The organism is Fusicatenibacter saccharivorans (assembly GCF_027667425.1).
In the GTDB taxonomy this organism is placed as follows: Bacteria; Bacillota; Clostridia; order Lachnospirales; family Lachnospiraceae; genus Fusicatenibacter; species Fusicatenibacter saccharivorans.
Genome location: NZ_JAQEGR010000002.1, coordinates 26172 through 44491, shown reverse-complemented (window position 1 = coordinate 44491; position 18320 = coordinate 26172). Strand labels below are relative to the sequence as shown.

Here is an 18320-nt window from a genome sequence, read left to right as displayed (position 1 = left end):
TTTTTTATGGTTTCCAAATAGAAATTAAGAAATTCTTTATGATTTCCCCTTACACTAAAATGTAAAGGAGGATGACAACATGAGTTCTGTTATTTTGGAAGCACATGACTTAACAAAAGAATACCGGCACACAGTTGCCTTAGATCATATTGATTTGAAAATTGAAAAAGGGAAAATTTATGGCTTCATAGGCCAAAATGGAGCAGGAAAGACCACCTTTTTGAGATTGGTTACAGGATTAGCGTTTCCGACAAGCGGCACCTTATCGTTGTGGGGGAAAACCGTCGAAAAGGAATTGCAGGAACAGAGAAAGCGGATCGGTTGCATGATCGAAACACCTGCGCTTTTTCCGACAATGACCGCTTATCAAAATATGGAGATACAGCGTATCCAACGTGGTATCCCTGACAAAGCAGTTATCCAAAAAACTTTAGACATGGTAGGTCTGAAAGATACCGGGAAAAAAGCTGTCCGTAATTTTTCGCTGGGGATGCGACAGCGATTGGGTATTGCAATCGCACTATTAAATACACCAGAATTTCTTATTTTGGATGAACCGATCAATGGGCTTGATCCTGCTGGAATTGTGGAAATTCGTAATTTGCTAAAGTCCTTGAATAAGGAATACGGAATGACGATATTGGTATCCAGCCATATCTTAGAGGAACTGTATCAGACAGCATCAGAGTTTATTTTAATAGACAAAGGCAAAATTATCGAAGAAATATCAGATCGAGAACTAAATGATCGTTGCAAACGGCATATCGCAATAAAGGCAACTGATCCACAAAAAGCTCTGATCGTTTTGGAAGAAACGCTACACACAGATAGTTTTAAGCTGATGCCAGATGGCATAATTCGCCTATATGATTATCTCGATGATATGGAAAAAGTGGCTGCTGCTTTGTCAGATGCACATATTCTCGTTACAGGTCTTTCTGTGGCCGGTGATACATTAGAAGATTACTTTTTAAGCAAAATAGGAGGGACAGGAAATGTCAAATCTCCTAAAAGCTGAATTTTATAAGCTGTTCCATAGCTGGTATTTTTGGGGGATAGGATTGTTTAATCTCCTTTTAAGTAGTGTGTTGTTACTGGATAGCGTTGGGGAAACATCCAACCTTTTCTTTGCTTCGATATACAATATGCCAATCCTATATTTCCTCACAATCATCTTTTCTGCCCTGTTTGTTGGAAATGATTTTGGCAGAAGAACATTACAATCATATATCAATGCCGGACATCGACGCGGAAAGATACTATTTGCGAAGCTGGTAGTTCATCAAATCGCCTGCATGGTTATCCTGTCTTTTCCACTGTTGTTACATAGCATAATTGGTACGTTTGTCACTAAAGGAGCATTGGCAAGCATCGGCATAGTTGTAATGGTGATTGCTTCGCAATTTGCAATGTGCCTATTACCTTTTTTCTTTGCCTTCATTTTCCGTGATATAGGAAAGAGTATGGCTGTGCCGATGGTACTCTTTTTCTTAATGGTCTTTTTGATGAATGGAGATCAAGTGCAGCTTATCTCACAAATATTGCCTATGGGCCAGCTTCGGCTTATGGCATTGCAACAATCCAACATATCCGGCGGGCAATTCATGTTTTCAGATTTTTTATGGGTACTGGCATTATGCTTAGGTACTTATCTGTGGTTCCGACGCTCGGATTTGAAATAACAAGGAGGTGTGGGAATGAACAACTTACTGAAAATGGAAAAATATCAATTATCACATAATATCTTTTATTGGTGCGGTTTAATAGGGATATTTTTGATTGGTTTTTTTACCGCAGATACTTATGTCCCGGAAGCTATGGGGCCTATGGGTGGGGCTGCTACATCCCTCGCAGATATTTTTAATGGAATGGTTTACGATTCAACCTTTCTCCTGATTATTATATCCAGTATTTTAGCTCTGATTTTAGGACAGGAATTTTCCAGTCGGACGATTGATCTTGAGGTCAATGCAGGACATTCGAGAAAAACCATTTTCTTTGCTAAAGTAATCTCATACTTAATTGCATTTAATATCATGGCTCTTGTTTATCCTGTGGCTGGTTGTATAAGAGAAAGTGTCCGCTTTGGTATTACCGAAGCAGGCAACCTTTGTTATCAGGTCAGTAAGGCGATTTTATATTCTCTGCTTTTGAACAGTGCGACTTTTCTTATTGCAATCTGGATTGTTTTTTGGTTAAGAAGCTCTGCAAGAGCAATAGCTGTTACCGCTTTAGTCACTTTTGTTCTTAGCCTTTATCTTGGGTATGGAATGATGTTTGATCTTCCTGTTGCATTTTTGGCAACCTATCAGATACGGGAAGCGGTTTTTTCTGTGACCTATTTTTTGCCATGGGCCATTTTAGTTGGCGTTGTTTGGATAGTTGCTTTGATAACCTTTTCATGGATTAGCTTTCGCAAATGTGAACTCAAATAACAAGGAGGGAGGTGTCTGGAATAAAGCTGTTGTTAATTTTAGTTATCGCAGTCTTGATAGTAGTGCTTTTCAAATATGTGCAAATCAAAAGACAAATCCGTAATCTATCGAAACAAATGACCGATCTTACAACTGGAAAATCGGAAAAGATGCTGGACATCTCTCTTGTTGATAAAGATATAGAACAACTGGCCGCAGTATTAAACCAGTATAATGAAAAGCAAAGACAGTCCATTGCAAGCACATTACGGCACGAAATGTATTTGAAAGAGTCCATTGCTAATATTTCACATGACTTGCGTACCCCTCTGACGGTAATACTTGGCCATTTACAATTATTAAAAAAGGAGAATTTATCAGCAGGTCAAACACAGCGTATAGAAACCATTTATAATAAAGCAGAAAGAATGAAAGCGCTGATACAAACCTTTTACGATGTTTCTGTAATAGACGCAAAAGAAGTAACTCCTGTGCGTGAAGATTTCAACTTAACAAATTTGCTGATAAATCTTATCACAGAGAACGCCCCAGCATTGGAAGCAAAAGGCATATCTCCTGTAATTGGTCTGCCAAATCATTCCGTTTATCTCCATTCGGACTATGGTATGGTAGAACGTATTTTTCAAAATCTTATTATAAATGCTATTCGATATTCCTCTGGCTCGATTAAAATTGACTTGAAGCAAGGCAAAGAAAAGAGTGCTATTTTTATCATTGAAAATCCCATTGATAGTAAGGTGGAAATAGACCCAAACCGACTATTTGAAAGATTTTATACCGGGGACAAATCAAGGCATAATAGCGGTACAGGAGTGGGGCTTGCTGTGGTAAAACTATTAACTGACAAGCTCGGCGGCAATGTGTTCGCTAAAATTGAAAATGATACACTAACCATTTCATTGGAAATCAAATAAACAGTATTGTTTCAACTGCCGGGCGACGGCAAAGAAAAAAAGCCGTCGTACAACAGCCCTTTTGACACGCCCATAAAACCAGCGGCGGCTTTGAGAAATCAAGGCCGCCGCTTCTCTTTGCCCAGCGCAGGATCGGCGGCCCACGGAGGGAGCCGCCATGCTGATATACTGTCCCGTGACTATGAATTGGAACAGACTAACCTTACAAACCTTGTCGAATATCTTCGGCAAGAAGTCAAGGAACAGGAAAAGCAGAAAGTCAATGTCAGACAGTTTATTGCAGCGGTCAGGAAGTACACTGATATGCAGCAGCTTGACGCCTCTGTTCTCCGAGAGTTTGTGGAGAAAATTTATATCTCCGAGGTTTATACGCCGGACGAGAATGAGCCGCGCATCAAGGTCAGAGAAATCGAGATCGTCTATAACTTCATTGGTGCATTTGATTTTGAGGACGCAAGGGAGCAATCCCAAGCAGCCCAAAAAGAAAAGAAAACCGGCGTAGCCTAAACTACGCCGATTCTCTCACATAAATATTTTCTTACGTCACCGCCCCTAAGCAGGGCTTTGTCTATAGTCTGAAATCTCCCGGAGTTTTTCCGGGAGATTTTTTTCACAGGACGCCTTTTCTGATCAGAAAATAACGCTTTTAGATATTGAGCAGATCACTGAATACCTTCAGTGCTCCGTCTGTCTCATGAGCCAGAACGCGTTTTGCAAGGACTTTACCAAGCTGTACACCCTCCTGGTCGAAGCTGTTTACGTTCCACAGGAATCCCTGGAACATGATCTTATTCTCGAAGTGTGCAAGCAGTGCTCCCAGCGTCTTCGGATTTACCTGATCTCCGATAATGATGCTGGACGGACGGCCGCCTTCGAAGTTTTTGTTTTTATTCTCATCTGCTTTACCGCAGGCAAATGCAACGATCTGAGCTGCTACGTTTGCGCAGAGTTTCTGCTGGCTGGTGCTGCCCTGGATGTCGACATCGGTCTCCATCTGGTTATTGCGGAATCCTACAAACTGCAGCGGAACGATATCAGTTCCCTGATGCAGCAGCTGATAGAAGGAATGCTGTCCATTGGTACCTGGCTCGCCGAAGAGAACCGGACCGGTCGGGTAATTGACCGGCTCGCCGAAGCGGTTGACCGATTTACCGTTGGACTCCATATCTACCTGCTGTAAGTGAGCCGGGAAACGGTTCAGTGCCTGGGAGTACGGAAGAACTGCAGTGCTTGGATAGCCAAGAACGTTTCTCTCGTAAACACCGATCAGCGCATCGAGCATCTCCGGGTTCTGTAATACGTCTTTGTTTGCAGAAAGTTTATCTTCTGCTGCAGCGCCCTCGAGGAATGCTGCGAATACTTCCGGTCCGAAAGCCAGGGACAGAACAGCGCCGCCGACTGCGGATGTGGAAGAATAACGGCCTCCGATATAGTCATCCATGAAGAATGCTGCCAGATAGTCGTCGCTCTTTGCCAGCGGAGAAGTCTCACTGGTAACGGCGATCATATGCTTGGATGCATCCAGGCCTGCATTTTTCAGAGCGTCTTTTACGAAGGACTCATTGGTCAGAGTCTCCAGTGTGGTTCCGGATTTGGATACCAGAACGAAGATGGAATGTGCTACGTCGATCGAATTCAGAACAGCTGCTGCGTCATCCGGGTCAACGTTGCTGATGAATTTTGCTTCCATTTTGAAGCAGCCGTTTTTCTTTGCCCAGTTTTCCAGAGCCAGATACATCGCACGCGGGCCAAGGTCGCTTCCGCCGATACCGATCTGCACAACGGTGGTGAATTTTTCACCTGCTGCGTTGGTGATCTCACCTGCATGTACTTTGTTCGCAAACTCTGCGATGCGGTTCTGCTGCTCTACGTAGAAAGCACGTTTGTCTACGCCGTCTGCCGTAACGGTGTTTCCGAGCTGGCCGCGGGTCAGCTGATGAAGCACGAGACGGTTCTCTCCGGTGTTGATGACAGCACCGTTGTAAAGCTCCTCAAATTTTTCAGAAAGCTGTGCCTCTTCTGCCAGTTTTACGAGTGCGGCAAGGACATCCTCATTCACCTGTTTTGCTGCGTAGTTATACGCAAGTCCTTCTGCCATCGGAACGCTGTAAGATTTTACGCGCTCTGCTCCGTTTTCGCCGGACATCACCTCGGCAAGATTGACACGCTCCACTTTTTTCAGCTCCTCAAAAGAAGCCAGTTTATCAAGATTGTTCCAGGTAACCATTGTTAAGTTCCTCCTGTTTTTTTATTTTGTCTCTCTATTCCGTCCGCGGAAACATTTTTATTCCCGCTATTATACCAATGAAACAGACTGCTTGCTAAAAACAGTCTGTTTCGTGATACTTTTTTATTTCGTATAGTTATAAGAAAGAGCTCTTGCGATCTCCCACTGATATTCCGGCAGAGTCTTTGTCATGGACAGTGCCTCATCGATATCGTAATCTACATACTCACCGTTCTTGTATGCAACAACGCGGTCTGTTTTGCCTTCCAGAAGAAGGTCAACTGCGTAAGCACCCATGATGGACGCATATACACGGTCTTTACATGTCGGGCTTCCTCCACGCTGCATATGTCCAAGGATCGTTGCACGGGTCTCGATGCCGGTTGCAGCTTCGATTCTGCGCGCCATGCTGGTGGAATGGCCGATGCCCTCAGCATTTACGATGATATGATGTTTTTTGCCTTTTCTACGGTTCTCGATGATGTTGTTGATGATCTTCTGCTCATCGTAATCGTATTTCTCCGGAAGAAGAATATCCTCTGCGCCGTTTGCGATACCGCACCAAAGAGCGATATATCCGGCATTACGTCCCATAACCTCGATGATCGAGCATCTCTCATGGGAAGTGGAAGTATCTCTTACTTTATCAATGGCTTCCATTGCAGTGTTTACCGCGGTATCAAAACCGATGGTATATTCTGTGCAGGCGATATCCAGGTCGATGGTTCCCGGTACACCTACGGTGTTAATTCCAAGAGCTGCCAGTTTCTGCGCTCCTGCAAAAGATCCGTCTCCGCCGATAACTACCAGTCCGTCGATGCCGTGTTTTCTGCAGACATCTGCAGCACGTTTCTGGCCTTCCAGTGTACGCATCTCTGCGCAGCGGGCGGTATAAAGGATGGTACCTCCGCGCTCGATGGTGTCGGATACATCGCGGGCTGTCATGTCGATGATTTCTTCGTTCATCAGTCCGTCGTAGCCTTTCAGGATACCTTTCATCTGAACGCCCTTCTGCAGACCTCTTCTTACGGCTGCACGGATCGCTGCGTTCATACCTGGTGCATCACCACCGCTGGTAAGCACTCCGATTGTCTTTACCTTGTTAGTCGTTGCCATATGAATTCCTCCATCTCATCACACACATTAATAAACGAGTAGTTTTATTTATTAATCACACACAGTTTTATTTTAAAGCATTCAGGCCCTTTTTTCAATACTCTTTTCTACAACTTTCACGTTTCCGGTACCGAATTTTGCCTGAAGTGACGCCACCAGACGGGCATCTGCCTGCACATTGCGGCTCGGCGGCAGTTTTTTCATCGCTTTGATCGATTTGATGTAGAGAATCACGCTGTCCTTGCCGTCGGATTCATGCAGCATCTGGTACAGATCCGCCACTTCTCTCTCGTACGTTTCCTTGTCCGGGAACTGGATCCAGAGCTCTTTCGGGATGCCAGCAAACGGGAAAATTTTCTCGCAGATCAGCTTGCTCGGCTTATCATCCTCCGCGGAAACACGGCCCTGGATGAAGACACGCGCATCGGTCTGCATCATCGGTGCGTTTTTCTCGTAATCGCGCGGGAATACGACGATTTCCATACTGCCGACGAGGTCCTCGAGTGTGAGAAATGCCATTGTCTTGTTATTCTTTGTATATTTGATTTTTTTATCCGTGATAATGCCGCCGACAATCTCTTTCGCGCCGTCGGTGACGGATGGGAAACCCGTCTCCTCATCCGGCTGGAAGTCTGTCGTTACCGCGGAAATGTTCTTCCGCCAGCACTCCTCCTGCTCCTCGAGCGGATGACCGCTGACGTAGATGCCGAGCACCTCTTTTTCGAGCGCCAAAAGATCACTCTTTTCGTATTCTCCGACATCCGGGTACACCGTTTCATACGACCGTTTGGTCGTCTCATCTACGAAGTCAAACAGACTCATCTGGCCGCTTAACGAATCTTTTTTCTCGCGCGCCACATCATCGAGCACATTGGCGTAGACGAACATGAGCTGCTTTCTCGTCACGCCGAAGCAGTCGAATGCGCCCGCCTTGATAAAGTTCTCGACGGTCCGCTTGTTGACTTCTTTTCCGCTCAGGCGCTCCGCGAAATCCTTTAACGAGCGGAACGGTCCGTTTGCACTCCGCTCCTCCACGATCGCCTCCATGACCGGCTTTCCGATGCCTTTGACCGCCGCCATGCCATAGCGGATCGCCTGGCCGTCTACCGTGAATTTTCCTTCGCTTCGGTTGATGTCCGGCGGCAGAATGGAAATGCCCATCTGCCGGGAACTCAAGATATACTCTGCGACTTTTCCCGGGTTATCGATGCAGGAGGTCATCAGAGCCGCCATGAACTCAACCGGGTAATAGTATTTCAGCCATGCCGTCTGGTACGATACGAACGCGTACGCCGCCGCATGGGATTTGTTGAAGGCGTATTTCGCGAAGTCGATCATCTCGTCGTAGATCTTGTTCGCTGTCTTCTCATCAATGCCGTTTTTGATACAGCCCGGCACGCCCTCGGCCTCGTTTCCATAAACGAAATTCTGGCGCTCTTTTTCCATGACAGATGCCTTTTTCTTCGACATCGCACGGCGCACCAGATCGGCCCGTCCAAGCGAATAGCCCGCCAGTGCCTGTACGATCTGCATAACCTGTTCCTGGTAGACGATACAGCCGTACGTCGGCTCCAGAATCGGTTTTAAGAGCGGTGTATCGTACGTAACGGATTCCGGGTTGTTTTTTCCTTTGATGTACTGCGGAATAAAATCCATCGGGCCCGGACGGTACAGGGAAATTCCGGCGATGATATCCTCGAGGCTCTGCGGTTTTAACTCCTTCATGAAGTTTTTCATTCCCGCACTCTCGAGCTGGAACACACCGACCGTTTTCGATGCGCCGATCATACCGAGCACTTTCGGATCGTTGTAATCGATGTGAAGCAGATCAATTTTCTTATTGCTGTAACGCTCTGCGAGCTTTGTCGCATTCTGAATGACGGTCAGGGTCCGAAGTCCTAAGAAGTCCATTTTCAGAAGTCCCAGTTCCTCGAGCGTCGTCATCGTGAACTGCGTGACGATCGTTCCGTCGCTTCCTCGCGAGAGCGGCACAAATTCCACCAGCGGACGCGAGCCGATGACAACACCGGCGGCGTGCATCGACGTGTGGCGCGGCAGACCTTCAAGTCTCCGTGACATGTCGATCAGATGTGCAACCTCTTCATTGCCCTGATACAGCTCCCGCAGCTCGTGGTTCATCTGCAGTGCCTTGTCGATCGTGATATTCAGCTCATTCGGAATCATCTTCGCAATCGAATCGACCTGTGCATACGGCATATCCAGCACACGGCCGACATCGCGGATGACACCGCGCGCCGCCAGTGTACCGAATGTGACGATCTGTACAACGCGGTCCTTGCCGTATTTTCTCGTTACATAGTCGATGACCTCCGGGCGGCGTTCGAAACAGAAATCCACGTCGATATCAGGCATGGTAACTCGTTCCGGGTTCAGGAAACGCTCGAACAGGAGCTGGTACCGCATCGGGTCCAGCTGTGTGATGCCAAGGGTGTAGGAAACAATACTTCCGGCCGCCGATCCTCGTCCCGGTCCGACCATGATGTCGTGGTCGCGCGCAAATTTGATGAAATCCCACACGATCAGGAAGTAATCGACGTAACCCATCGTTTTGATCGTATCAAGCTCGTATTCCAGCCGCGCTTTCAGTTCATCTGTCGCCGGGTGATACCGTTCCTCGAGGCCGTCGTAGCAGAGCTTATTTAAGTATTCCCAGGAAGTGTATCCCTCCGGCACATCGAATTTCGGAAGTTTTGTGACACCAAATTCGATCTCCACATTACACCGGTCTGCAATTTTCTGTGTATTTTCGATTGCCTGCGGTGCATACGGGAAGAGCGATGCCATCTCCGCCTCGGATTTCACGAAATACTGTCCGCCCTCGTAGCGCATGCGGTCCTCATCCGTGATCTTCTTTCCGGTCTGCAGGCACAGAAGAATATCATGGGAATCCGCATCTTCTGCGTACGTGTAGTGAATATCATTCGTCGCCACCAGCTCGATGCCGGTTTCTGCCGAGAGGCGCATCAGCTGCTGATTGACCATCCGCTGCTCCGAGATGCCGTGATCCTGCAGTTCCAGGAAGAAATTGCCTTTTCCGAAAATCTTCTCATACCGCAGTGCGGCCTCTTTTCCCATCTCGTACTGGTTCCGCACCATCGCACGCGCCACCTCACCTGCAAGGCAGGCGGAAAGCGCGATAATGCCCTCGTGATACTTTTCCAGAATCTCCATGTCGACACGCGGCTTATAGTAAAATCCATCGATAAAGCCCGCCGAAACAATCTTCATCAGATTGGAATAGCCCGTATTATTTTCCGCCAGCAGAACCAGATGGTAGTACCGGTCCTCTCCGCGGCTGGTTTCGCGGTCGAAACGGGAACCCGGCGCCACGTAAACCTCACAGCCGAGGATCGGCTTGATGCCCTGCGCGCGGGCTTCTTTATAAAAATCGATACAGCCGAACATGACGCCGTGATCGGTGATCGCGGCGCTGTTCATGCCAAGCTCCTTGACTCTGGCAACGTACTCTTTGATCTTGTTCGATCCGTCCAGAAGGCTGTATTCGGTATGTACATGTAAATGCGTAAAACTCATCGTTTTCTCCTCTATTTTCCAAAGGCATGTTCCGTTGTCTCCAAGATCGTCTGCACCAGGCTGTCCGGCTCGATCGGCTTGGTCAGATGGCTGTTCATGCCCGCTGCGCGGCATCCCTCTTTACTCTCTTCGGAGGACTGCGCCGTCATCGGGATGATCGGGACTTGTTTTGCTTCCGGAAGCCCCATGGTGCGGATCTGCCGCGCTGCCTCAAGACCGCCCATCACAGGCATCATCAGATCCATTAAAATCACATCAAATTTCTGCGGATTCGCCGCATACTTTTCGACCGCCTCGCGGCCGTTCCATGCCTCTTCCACCGTCGCACCGTGATCGGTCAGGTAAAACTCGGCGATTTCCATGTTGATCTCATTATCCTCGACAAGCAGAACGTGGAAACGGACAAGCTCTTTTCCTGCGATCCGTGTCTTTACTTCCTGAATCCGCTGTCCCTCGCAGTCAATGTAAAACGGAAGCCGGAATACATACGTCGTTCCGACGCCCTGCTGGCTCGTTACCTCGATCGTGCCCTGCATTTTTTCGATCAGTTCTTTGACGATCGACATGCCAAGGCCCGTTCCCTTGTACTGCGTTCTCGCACCGGACTTCTCCTGTGTGAACGGATGGAACAGCTCTTTTTCGATAAATTCGCTGCTCATTCCGATGCCGCTGTCCATGATGCGGAACTCGTAGACGACCCGGGTTCCGTCGCAGGAGACTTCGCCCGCATACGTATCGATCGTTCCGCCCGGCTTGTTGTACTTGATTGCATTGCTGAAGAGATTCAGCATAATCTGCCGCAGGCGCAGCGGACTGCCGATCAGTCTCGTGTGCGTCAGCTCACCGCGGTGCATACGGTGGGTAATGCCCATCTCCGTAATCTGCGCATTGACAAGGGATGCCACATCATCCATCAGATGCGTCAGATCAAAAGAAGCGCTCTCGATCGTCTCTTTTCCGGACTCCAGCTTATTCATATCGAGCACATCGTTGACGAGTGCCAGCAGATGGCTTGCGGAAAGATTGATTTTATCGAGGCAGTCGTCCACTTTTGCCTCATCCTGCCGGTTTTTGCGGATGATATCCAGCATGCCCATAATGCCATTGATCGGCGTGCGCACATCGTGGCTCATGCGGTTCATAAATTCTGTTTTTGCACGACTTGCACTGTCTGCAGCTCTAAAGGCATCCTGAAGCTGTATCTTCTCCCTCTCTTCCCGGCTGTGGAACTCTGACGTATCACGGAAAAGGATCATGCCGTGTACCACAACGCTCTCCCGCTTTGTCTTTCGGTCGTAGACGGTATCCTGTGACATAAGAACCGTCTTCTGCAACCATATTCTTCTGCCGGACTCATCTGTTTCCTGATACTCCACGACTACCTGCTTATCTCCGTTTTCAAAGCGCTGCAGCAGTTTCTTCGAGGAATCCACAATGCGGTATGATTCCAATGTCTCCTCCGCGACAAACGCACTGCATTCCCCGCAGTATTTCTCGTAGGAACACGGCAGATCTATATTGAGGTCAAATTTCTTCTGCCCGCTGTGGTAAAAAATCTGCTCCAGCGAATCATTCGTCAGATCAACGGCGAACACGGCCTCGGCCGTCTCGAGAAGTGCCTCGGCGTAGTGGCTGTTTTCAATGATCGACTGTTTCATCTGTTCATAGTATTGGTCGAGCTGTTCTTTTTCATTCCGAGCAGCTTCCCCATTGGAGCGGAACCGCTCAAAGCCCATCAGAAAATGGTGCAGTCCGCCATCCTCGGCCGCGTCGTAGAACAGAATGGTGACTTTTCCCCGGCAGAGCGCTTCCCCTTCGCTGCCCTCCTGATACTCGTACAGAATTTCTACGCTCTCTTCTCCCTTCTGATAGCACTCCTTCAGATGGGTAAGATCCAGCATTCTACGCATTTCCTTTCTCTTTTCCTCATCCGTGATGCCCTGCACAATATGCTCGGCCGCACCGGTATAGCTGCCGTCCTCGGCAAGGAAAAAGCCCGAAACGGCACGCAGAATCCGGTACTGGTCCTGTCTTGCATTGCAGTAAATACAGTTGGAAAAATGGTATCCCTTTTTCTTTACGACGTCCAGCGCTTCCAGGCTGATCTTCCGCTCTGCGGCGGCTTCTTCCATCTTCGCGCGGTTTTTGTCGATATACATGTTCTGGTCCGCATGGCGGAACAGTTCCCGGATATCACAGTCTTCAAATTCCGTGGACAGTGCATAGCCTCCGGCGTAGCTGATCGGCATCTCCGGGTGCTGGCGGGAATATTCTGCCGTCTGCGTGCGGATGTGATTCATGCACGCTTCCACTTCTTCGCGGTTCAGTCCGCGCAGAATGGCAAGAAACTCATCTCCGCCGTTTCTTCCGACGAAATACTCCTCCGGGACTGCTTTTCGAAGCTGAACGGCAAAGGAACGGATATATTCGTCTCCCTTGTCGTGACCCAGACTGTTGTTGATCGTGCGCAGATTGTTGAGGTCAAACACGCAGACCGCATACGCGCCGGAAATTTCTTCTCCTCCGTCGCTTTCCTCCAGAATCTCTTCGCATTTATTTTTATTTGGCAGGCCCGTCGCCTCATCGAGATAGACTTTCTTCTGCAGAATACGGTTCATCGCCGCATAGCGGACGGCCTTGATCAGCTCCATGCCGATGACAAACACCAGACCGATGATATCTCCTACTACCACCTGCTCCAGCTTCTTCAGCGAAGACGCCATTCTCTGCGAATACGCTTCCGCAAGGCCCGTCGCCTCGTCACAGATTTTGAAAAAGGTCTCACTCTTTTCGATAATCGCGGTATTCTCATATCCTTTTTCACGCACCAGAAGAATCTCTGCCTTCAGCTCTTCAAAATACGATGCCAGCTCAGTCATCTTATCCTGAAAATCCCGGTCATCCAGGCGCACCAGATCCAGCTCGCTGCTTCCGTTCTGCAGACCGTCGATATAAGCGTTGATGTCTGCAATCATCGTATCCTGCGGTTCTCCCGCATCCTCCAGCTTGATAATCCGCTGCGTTTTTCCGCGCACCAGACCGGCATAGTTGACAACGCGGGCCGTTCCCTGTATTTTCTCGACCATCGACATAATGCAGAAAAACAGAATAATCAGAATGATCGTCAAAACCGTCATTGCGGTTTTGGAAATAAAAGATGTTTTTTTCTTACTTTTCTTTTTCTTCATCGCTCTCCATCAGATCCTGTGTCATTTTTTGTCATATAGATCATATTATAAGCGCAATCCTCTCTTCGCGCAACCGCAAACCGGGCGCAGAAAAAATTTCAAAATTTTATCTGCTGTCTGACACAAAAAAACGGACACCGGAGAGGATGTGCTTCCTGTCCAGTGCCCGATTTTTTCTTATTTTGCTTTTTCTGCCGTCCAGATTTTACCGTCGCGGATGACAACCTGTTTTTCTTTCATCAGATGGCCGACCGCGCGCTTAAATGCTGCTTTGCTGAGGCCGAATTCTCTCTGAATCACTTCCGGTGATGCTTTGTCATCAAATGGAAGGACACCTGCAAATTCCTCGATCACAGAAAGAACGCTCTCTGCATCGATTGCGATCTGCTCGTACGCTTTTCCGCGTGCGGACAGGGAGAGTTTTCCGTCCTCTTTGACTTCTGTAACGCGGCACTCAAGTTCCTGGCCGACATGATAGTCTGCCTGTGCTTCTCTCTTTGGAATCAGGCCGGAGTAGCGGTCATCAACAGCAACGAAAACGCCGAAGTTTCCGCTGATCTCGTAGATTCTTCCCTTTACGATATCGCCTACGACGTACGGAGAATTGGTTTTCAGGAAATGGTAAACCTTCATCGTTGCGCAGAGACGGTCGCTCTTGTCGATGTAGAGGGAAACCAGAACCTCATCACCTGGATGGAGGCGGCGGGTCTGCTGTTTAAACGGAAGAAACAGATCTTTTTCCAGACCCCAGTCCAGAAATGCTCCGATCTTTCCGGTAGCAGCTACGTTTAAGACAGCCAGCTCTCCAAGCACCAGCTTCGGCTCTCTGGTTGTCGCAATCAGACGGTCGCTGGAATCGCGGTACAGAAATACTTCCAGCTCATCTCCCTCTTTTGTTCCTTCCGGCACCTGTTTGATCGGCAGAAGAACACGTTCCTTCTCGCCTGCTTCCCGGGTCTCCCCAAGATAAATACCGAATTCTACTTTCTTTACTACTACCAGCTTTTGCTTTCTTCCTATATTTAACATTTGACTTCCTTTCTTACTGCTCGCCGAGAGCCTTCATGCTCATCTCCTCGAGCAGGTCGCTCTTGATGTGGTACAGCTTGTCGGACAGATCCACGTAAACCTCATGCGGATTGACCAGACGTTTGGACTCCTCCCAGAGGGTATCTTTCTCTCTGGTGCAGATGTCGCGGATCTCCATGACGGATGGAGAAGTGTAGACGCATGCGCCCTTCTGGAAAATCGGAACGAGGAGCTCGCGTAAGGTGTAGGTTCCGCCTTTGATCTTCGTCTTTTTCCAGGTCTCGATCGGGTCGAAGATGATCATATCTTTGCTCTCGTCGAAGGTCTCGTCTGCGAGGCAGATCAGGTCGGCACGGATCTTTCCGGTTTCTTTATCATAAATACGATAAATCGTCTTATTGCCCGGGTTTGTTACTTTCTCGGAGTTCTCGGACAGCTTGATCTTCGGTGTGAATTCTGCGTCATCTTTATCTTTTGCTGCTGCCAGCTTGTAAACGCCGCCGAATGCCGGCCAGTCACCGGATGTGATCAGGTTGGTGCCGACGCCCCAGGAATTGATCTTCGCACCCTGGGTTTTCAGGCTGTCGATCAGGTACTCATCGAGGTCACTGGATGCGGAAATGATGGCATCACCGAAACCTTCTGCCTCGAGCATCTGATATGCTTTTTTCGACAGGTAAGCCAGGTCACCGCTGTCGATGCGGATGCCGTAGCCCTTCATCGGTAAGCCCTCTGCTCTCATCTCTTTGAAGACGCGGATCGCATTCGGAACACCGGATTCGAGAACATCGTAGGTGTCTACGAGAAGAATGCATGCTTCCGGATACATTTTCGCATACGTTTTGAATGCGGTGTACTCATCCGGGAAGCTCATGATCCAGCTGTGTGCGTGGGTTCCCTTGACTGGAACGTCAAACATCTGTCCGGTCAGGACATTGGAGGTTCCGATGCAGCCGCCGATCATGGCAGCACGCGCGCCGTAGATACCGGCATCCGGTCCCTGTGCACGGCGGAGTCCAAACTCCATGATGCCGTCGCCCTTTGCCGCGTAAACAACGCGGGATGCTTTCGTCGCGATCAGGCTCTGATGGTTGATCATGTTCAGAATCGCGGTCTCTACAAGCTGTGCCTCCATGATCGGAGCGACAACTTTTAAGAGCGGTTCTCTTGGAAATACGACGGTTCCTTCCGGGATCGCATAGATATCTCCGGTGAAATGGAAGCCTCTTAAATACTCCAGGAAATCATCGTTGAAAATATGGAGGGAACGGAGATAGTCGATGTCATCCGGTGAAAAGTGAAGATCGCGGACATACTCGATTACCTGCTCAAGTCCTGCACATACGGCGTATGCGCCGCCGCATGGATTCTTTCTGTAAAATGCATCAAATACCACGATCTGATCGGACGGGTTCTCGTAGTAGCCCTGCATCATGGTAAGTTCATATAAATCGGTTAACAGTGTAAGGTTCTGCGCTCTCATGGCAAATTCCCCTTTCCTCATTGTGTTTATTACGTTCGTATCTTATTCTTTCCGATTGTACCACAATCATTGAAATTCCACAACTACGTATGGCTGTCCTTTTTCATCGTTCAGCGAGATAAAACAGCCGTTTTCCGTCTCGGCGCGCAGCGGATGCAGGACATCGCCGAGGTGCGCCTGCTGTTTGTATTCGGCGCGCATCCGGCGCACGGTGAAGTTCTTCGGAAGGCATTCACCGGCAAGGGAAATGAACTGTGCGTTATTGACGTGGTGGTTCGTATCGAGGTTGTGCGGCTGCACCGGGAACGGTTCGCCGATGAAATCTGCTTCCGGCATTTTCACTTTGCGCTCGCCGAAATCCTCGTCGATCGGATCGTCAATGCCATAGGCGTCTGTCGTCTCTTTCGGTGCGCGGACGGGATGACCCGTTTCCATATTGACGTAAGACCAGATGGAGTTGGCACAGGCGAGCATTTCGCCGTCTTCTGTTTCCATCGTGAAGTTACGCATGCCAAGAAATCCTTTGAAGCCGCTCGCCCATGTAGTGATTTTTACCGCTTCACCAAGGGATGGATAGCGGCGCACATGAATCTGCCACGCGGACAGCACCCAGGCGCAGCCTCGTTTTTTGAGCTCCGCAACGCCCTCGCCGATCGCTTCCGACTGGAAGGTACTGCAGTCCTGAAAGTAATTGATCAGCCCCGGCAGGGTGAGATTTCCGTCCTCACCGATTTCGCTGTAGCGGATTCTGCTCGTAAAGGAATACTTCATCGTTTCGTTCCTCCTGCTGTATTTGTTTTTGAGCATCGAAAAAGGCCTCAGGTACGAGACCTGAGACCTTTTAATGAGCTGGGCTACCTGGATTCGAACCAGGAACTGACGGAGTCAGAGTCCGTTGCCTTACCGTTTGGCGATAGCCCATTGCCTTGCGACAAAATGTATAATACACTATCGCAAGAGAAAAGTCAACACCTTTTTTGAAATTTTTTTATTTTTTTCAAAAAACTGACTTTTGGAACATTTTGGAAGGGATTTGACGGCTCAACCCGGCCGTTGTCACTCTCCCGCCACGTATTTTTTGTCGATGTTGACGACGCATTCATACTTCTCATCCATTTCCTTCATCAGCGCCCCGATCTGCCCGATCACGCGATCACAGTCTTTCTTCTTATAAGAATACGGGATTTCAAGATCAAAAATCAGCTTCTTTTTCTCCGCCCCGTTGATCATACGGAAATCGTGGAAGGAAAGCTCCGGATCGAGAATGGAAATTACGTTTCTTACCTTCTCCTTTGTCGCAAGAACCGTCGCATCGTGGATCTCCACCGGATCCATGTGGATGACCAGCAGAATCCCCAATTTTTTGCCGACCTCATGTTCAATGCGGTCGATAATATCATGCGATACCTCGATATCGACATCTCGCGGCACCTCCGCATGGATCGATGCCATACTTCTGCCAGGCCCGTAGTTGTGGACAATCAGATCATGGGTTCCTACAATTCCTTCATAGGAAGCAACCTCTTTCATGATCCGTGCATACAGATCCGGATCCGCGCCCTGCCCGATCAGCGGTTCCAATGTATCTTTTGCAATGGAAATACCGGACCACATAACGAGTACCGCCACAACAAGTCCTGCGATTGCGTCGATATTAACCGAAAGGAAATGGCAGATCAATATAGAAGCGATCGTTGCGCTCGTCGTGATCACGTCGCCCATGGAATCCGCCGACGTTGCCAGCATCACCTTCGACTGAATGCGGTTTCCCAGTTTTCGGTTGAAAAGCGCCATCCACAGCTTTACACCAACCGAGAGCACCAGAATCAAAAACGGAACCATCTGAAATGTGATCTCTTCCGGATTGCGAATTTTCTCCAGGGAGCTCTTTAAAAACGTAAAGCCGACTTCAATAACCAGAAACGAAACGATCAGCGCTGCAATATACTCGATCCGTCCATGCCCGAACGGATGCTCTTTGTCGGCCGGTTTGTTTGCCATCTTGACACCGACGAAGCTGATCACAGACGATGCCGCGTCCGAGAGGTTGTTGAACGCATCCGCCATAATCGCCAGAGAGTTCATTCCGGCACCGATCAGCAGCTTTGCCGTAAACAGCAGAATGTTGCAGCAGATTCCCACGATGCTTGACAAAATGCCGTAGCTCGTGCGCACATCCGCGTTGTCGGTTTTCTCATAATCTTTTACAAAACGTCTTACCAGAAAATCTGTCATGGTTCCCCCTTCTTTTAAAAAAAGGCCTCCTGCATTGCCGCGGAGCCCTTACGTTTTCTCTGTCTTTTTCTATAGTAGGCAGTGTCGGAAAAAAAGTCAAGCCTAACATATTTTCGGGATTTCTACTAATAATTACAG

Annotated in this window: 13 protein-coding genes and 1 tRNA gene; 5 read left to right on the top strand and 9 right to left on the bottom strand. The window is 48.6% G+C overall.

Features of this window, described 5'->3' with window-relative positions:
- The first annotated feature begins 79 nt into the window (after nt 1-79).
- The 5 genes from PGS38_RS02345 to PGS38_RS02325 are packed head-to-tail and all read left to right on the top strand — an operon-like array spanning nt 80 to nt 3856.
- Entirely contained in the window at nt 80-1018 is a 939-nt protein-coding gene (locus tag PGS38_RS02345; RefSeq protein WP_055267784.1) for an ABC transporter ATP-binding protein, read from the top strand.
- On the top strand, nt 996-1682 hold the full coding sequence (locus PGS38_RS02340) for an ABC transporter permease (RefSeq protein ID WP_117510060.1): 687 nt from the start codon (nt 996-998) through the stop codon (nt 1680-1682). Before PGS38_RS02345 ends, PGS38_RS02340 begins: the two co-directional genes overlap by 23 nt.
- A gap of 15 nt (nt 1683-1697) precedes the next feature.
- Complete coding sequence (locus PGS38_RS02335) at nt 1698-2435, top strand: ABC transporter permease (RefSeq protein ID WP_055267780.1); 738 nt, start codon at nt 1698-1700, stop codon at nt 2433-2435.
- 11 nt (nt 2436-2446) lie between these two features.
- A complete protein-coding gene (locus tag PGS38_RS02330; protein ID WP_119188776.1) occupies nt 2447-3349 on the top strand; it encodes a sensor histidine kinase in 903 nt (300 codons plus the stop codon).
- A gap of 6 nt (nt 3350-3355) precedes the next feature.
- On the top strand, nt 3356-3856 hold the full coding sequence (locus PGS38_RS02325) for a DUF4368 domain-containing protein (RefSeq protein ID WP_117510059.1): 501 nt from the start codon (nt 3356-3358) through the stop codon (nt 3854-3856).
- Nucleotides 3857-3995: 139 nt separating this feature from the next.
- Here the strand turns inward: PGS38_RS02325 and PGS38_RS02320 are convergent, their stop codons facing one another.
- The 9 genes from PGS38_RS02320 to PGS38_RS02280 form a co-directional block, all read right to left on the bottom strand.
- On the bottom strand, nt 3996-5576 hold the full coding sequence (locus tag PGS38_RS02320) for a glucose-6-phosphate isomerase (protein WP_022462042.1): 1581 nt from the start codon (nt 5574-5576) through the stop codon (nt 3996-3998).
- 123 nt (nt 5577-5699) lie between these two features.
- Nucleotides 5700-6692: a 6-phosphofructokinase gene (pfkA, locus tag PGS38_RS02315; protein ID WP_055226266.1), complete on the bottom strand. Its 993-nt coding sequence runs from the start codon at nt 6690-6692 to the stop codon at nt 5700-5702.
- An 81-nt stretch (nt 6693-6773) separates the two neighbouring features.
- Nucleotides 6774-10247, bottom strand: coding sequence for a DNA polymerase III subunit alpha (locus PGS38_RS02310; RefSeq protein WP_270475838.1), 3474 nt, complete (start codon nt 10245-10247; stop codon nt 6774-6776).
- 11 nt (nt 10248-10258) lie between these two features.
- Nucleotides 10259-13435, bottom strand: coding sequence for an ATP-binding protein (locus tag PGS38_RS02305; RefSeq protein WP_270475836.1), 3177 nt, complete (start codon nt 13433-13435; stop codon nt 10259-10261).
- 177 nt (nt 13436-13612) lie between these two features.
- Entirely contained in the window at nt 13613-14464 is an 852-nt protein-coding gene (locus PGS38_RS02300) for a CvfB family protein (RefSeq protein WP_022462037.1), read from the bottom strand.
- Nucleotides 14465-14477: 13 nt separating this feature from the next.
- The gene (locus PGS38_RS02295) at nt 14478-15947 is read right to left on the bottom strand and encodes a nicotinate phosphoribosyltransferase (protein ID WP_055218976.1); all 1470 of its coding nucleotides are present in this window, start codon (nt 15945-15947) and stop codon (nt 14478-14480) included.
- Between the two features lie 66 nt (nt 15948-16013).
- Nucleotides 16014-16718, bottom strand: coding sequence for an acyl-[acyl-carrier-protein] thioesterase (locus PGS38_RS02290; RefSeq protein ID WP_117510057.1), 705 nt, complete (start codon nt 16716-16718; stop codon nt 16014-16016).
- A 78-nt stretch (nt 16719-16796) separates the two neighbouring features.
- Nucleotides 16797-16868 (bottom strand) — tRNA-Gln (locus PGS38_RS02285).
- 135 nt (nt 16869-17003) lie between these two features.
- A complete protein-coding gene (locus PGS38_RS02280) occupies nt 17004-18182 on the bottom strand; it encodes a cation diffusion facilitator family transporter (RefSeq protein WP_118595772.1) in 1179 nt (392 codons plus the stop codon).
- Nucleotides 18183-18320 lie beyond the last annotated feature (138 nt).

What these genes read in the sequence shown, in the direction of transcription:
- PGS38_RS02310 (WP_270475838.1), bottom strand. Translation starts at nt 10,247, where the DNA reads ATGAGTTTTACGCATTTACATGTACATACCGAATACAGCCTTCTGGAC.
- PGS38_RS02290 (WP_117510057.1), bottom strand. Translation starts at nt 16,718, where the DNA reads ATGAAGTATTCCTTTACGAGCAGAATCCGCTACAGCGAAATCGGTGAG.
- PGS38_RS02335 (WP_055267780.1), top strand. Translation starts at nt 1,698, where the DNA reads ATGAACAACTTACTGAAAATGGAAAAATATCAATTATCACATAATATC.
- PGS38_RS02305 (WP_270475836.1), bottom strand. Translation starts at nt 13,435, where the DNA reads ATGAAGAAAAAGAAAAGTAAGAAAAAAACATCTTTTATTTCCAAAACC.
- PGS38_RS02300 (WP_022462037.1), bottom strand. Translation starts at nt 14,464, where the DNA reads ATGTTAAATATAGGAAGAAAGCAAAAGCTGGTAGTAGTAAAGAAAGTA.
- pfkA (WP_055226266.1), bottom strand. Translation starts at nt 6,692, where the DNA reads ATGGCAACGACTAACAAGGTAAAGACAATCGGAGTGCTTACCAGCGGT.
- PGS38_RS02280 (WP_118595772.1), bottom strand. Translation starts at nt 18,182, where the DNA reads ATGACAGATTTTCTGGTAAGACGTTTTGTAAAAGATTATGAGAAAACC.
- PGS38_RS02320 (WP_022462042.1), bottom strand. Translation starts at nt 5,576, where the DNA reads ATGGTTACCTGGAACAATCTTGATAAACTGGCTTCTTTTGAGGAGCTG.
- PGS38_RS02340 (WP_117510060.1), top strand. Translation starts at nt 996, where the DNA reads ATGTCAAATCTCCTAAAAGCTGAATTTTATAAGCTGTTCCATAGCTGG.
- PGS38_RS02345 (WP_055267784.1), top strand. Translation starts at nt 80, where the DNA reads ATGAGTTCTGTTATTTTGGAAGCACATGACTTAACAAAAGAATACCGG.
- PGS38_RS02295 (WP_055218976.1), bottom strand. Translation starts at nt 15,947, where the DNA reads ATGAGAGCGCAGAACCTTACACTGTTAACCGATTTATATGAACTTACC.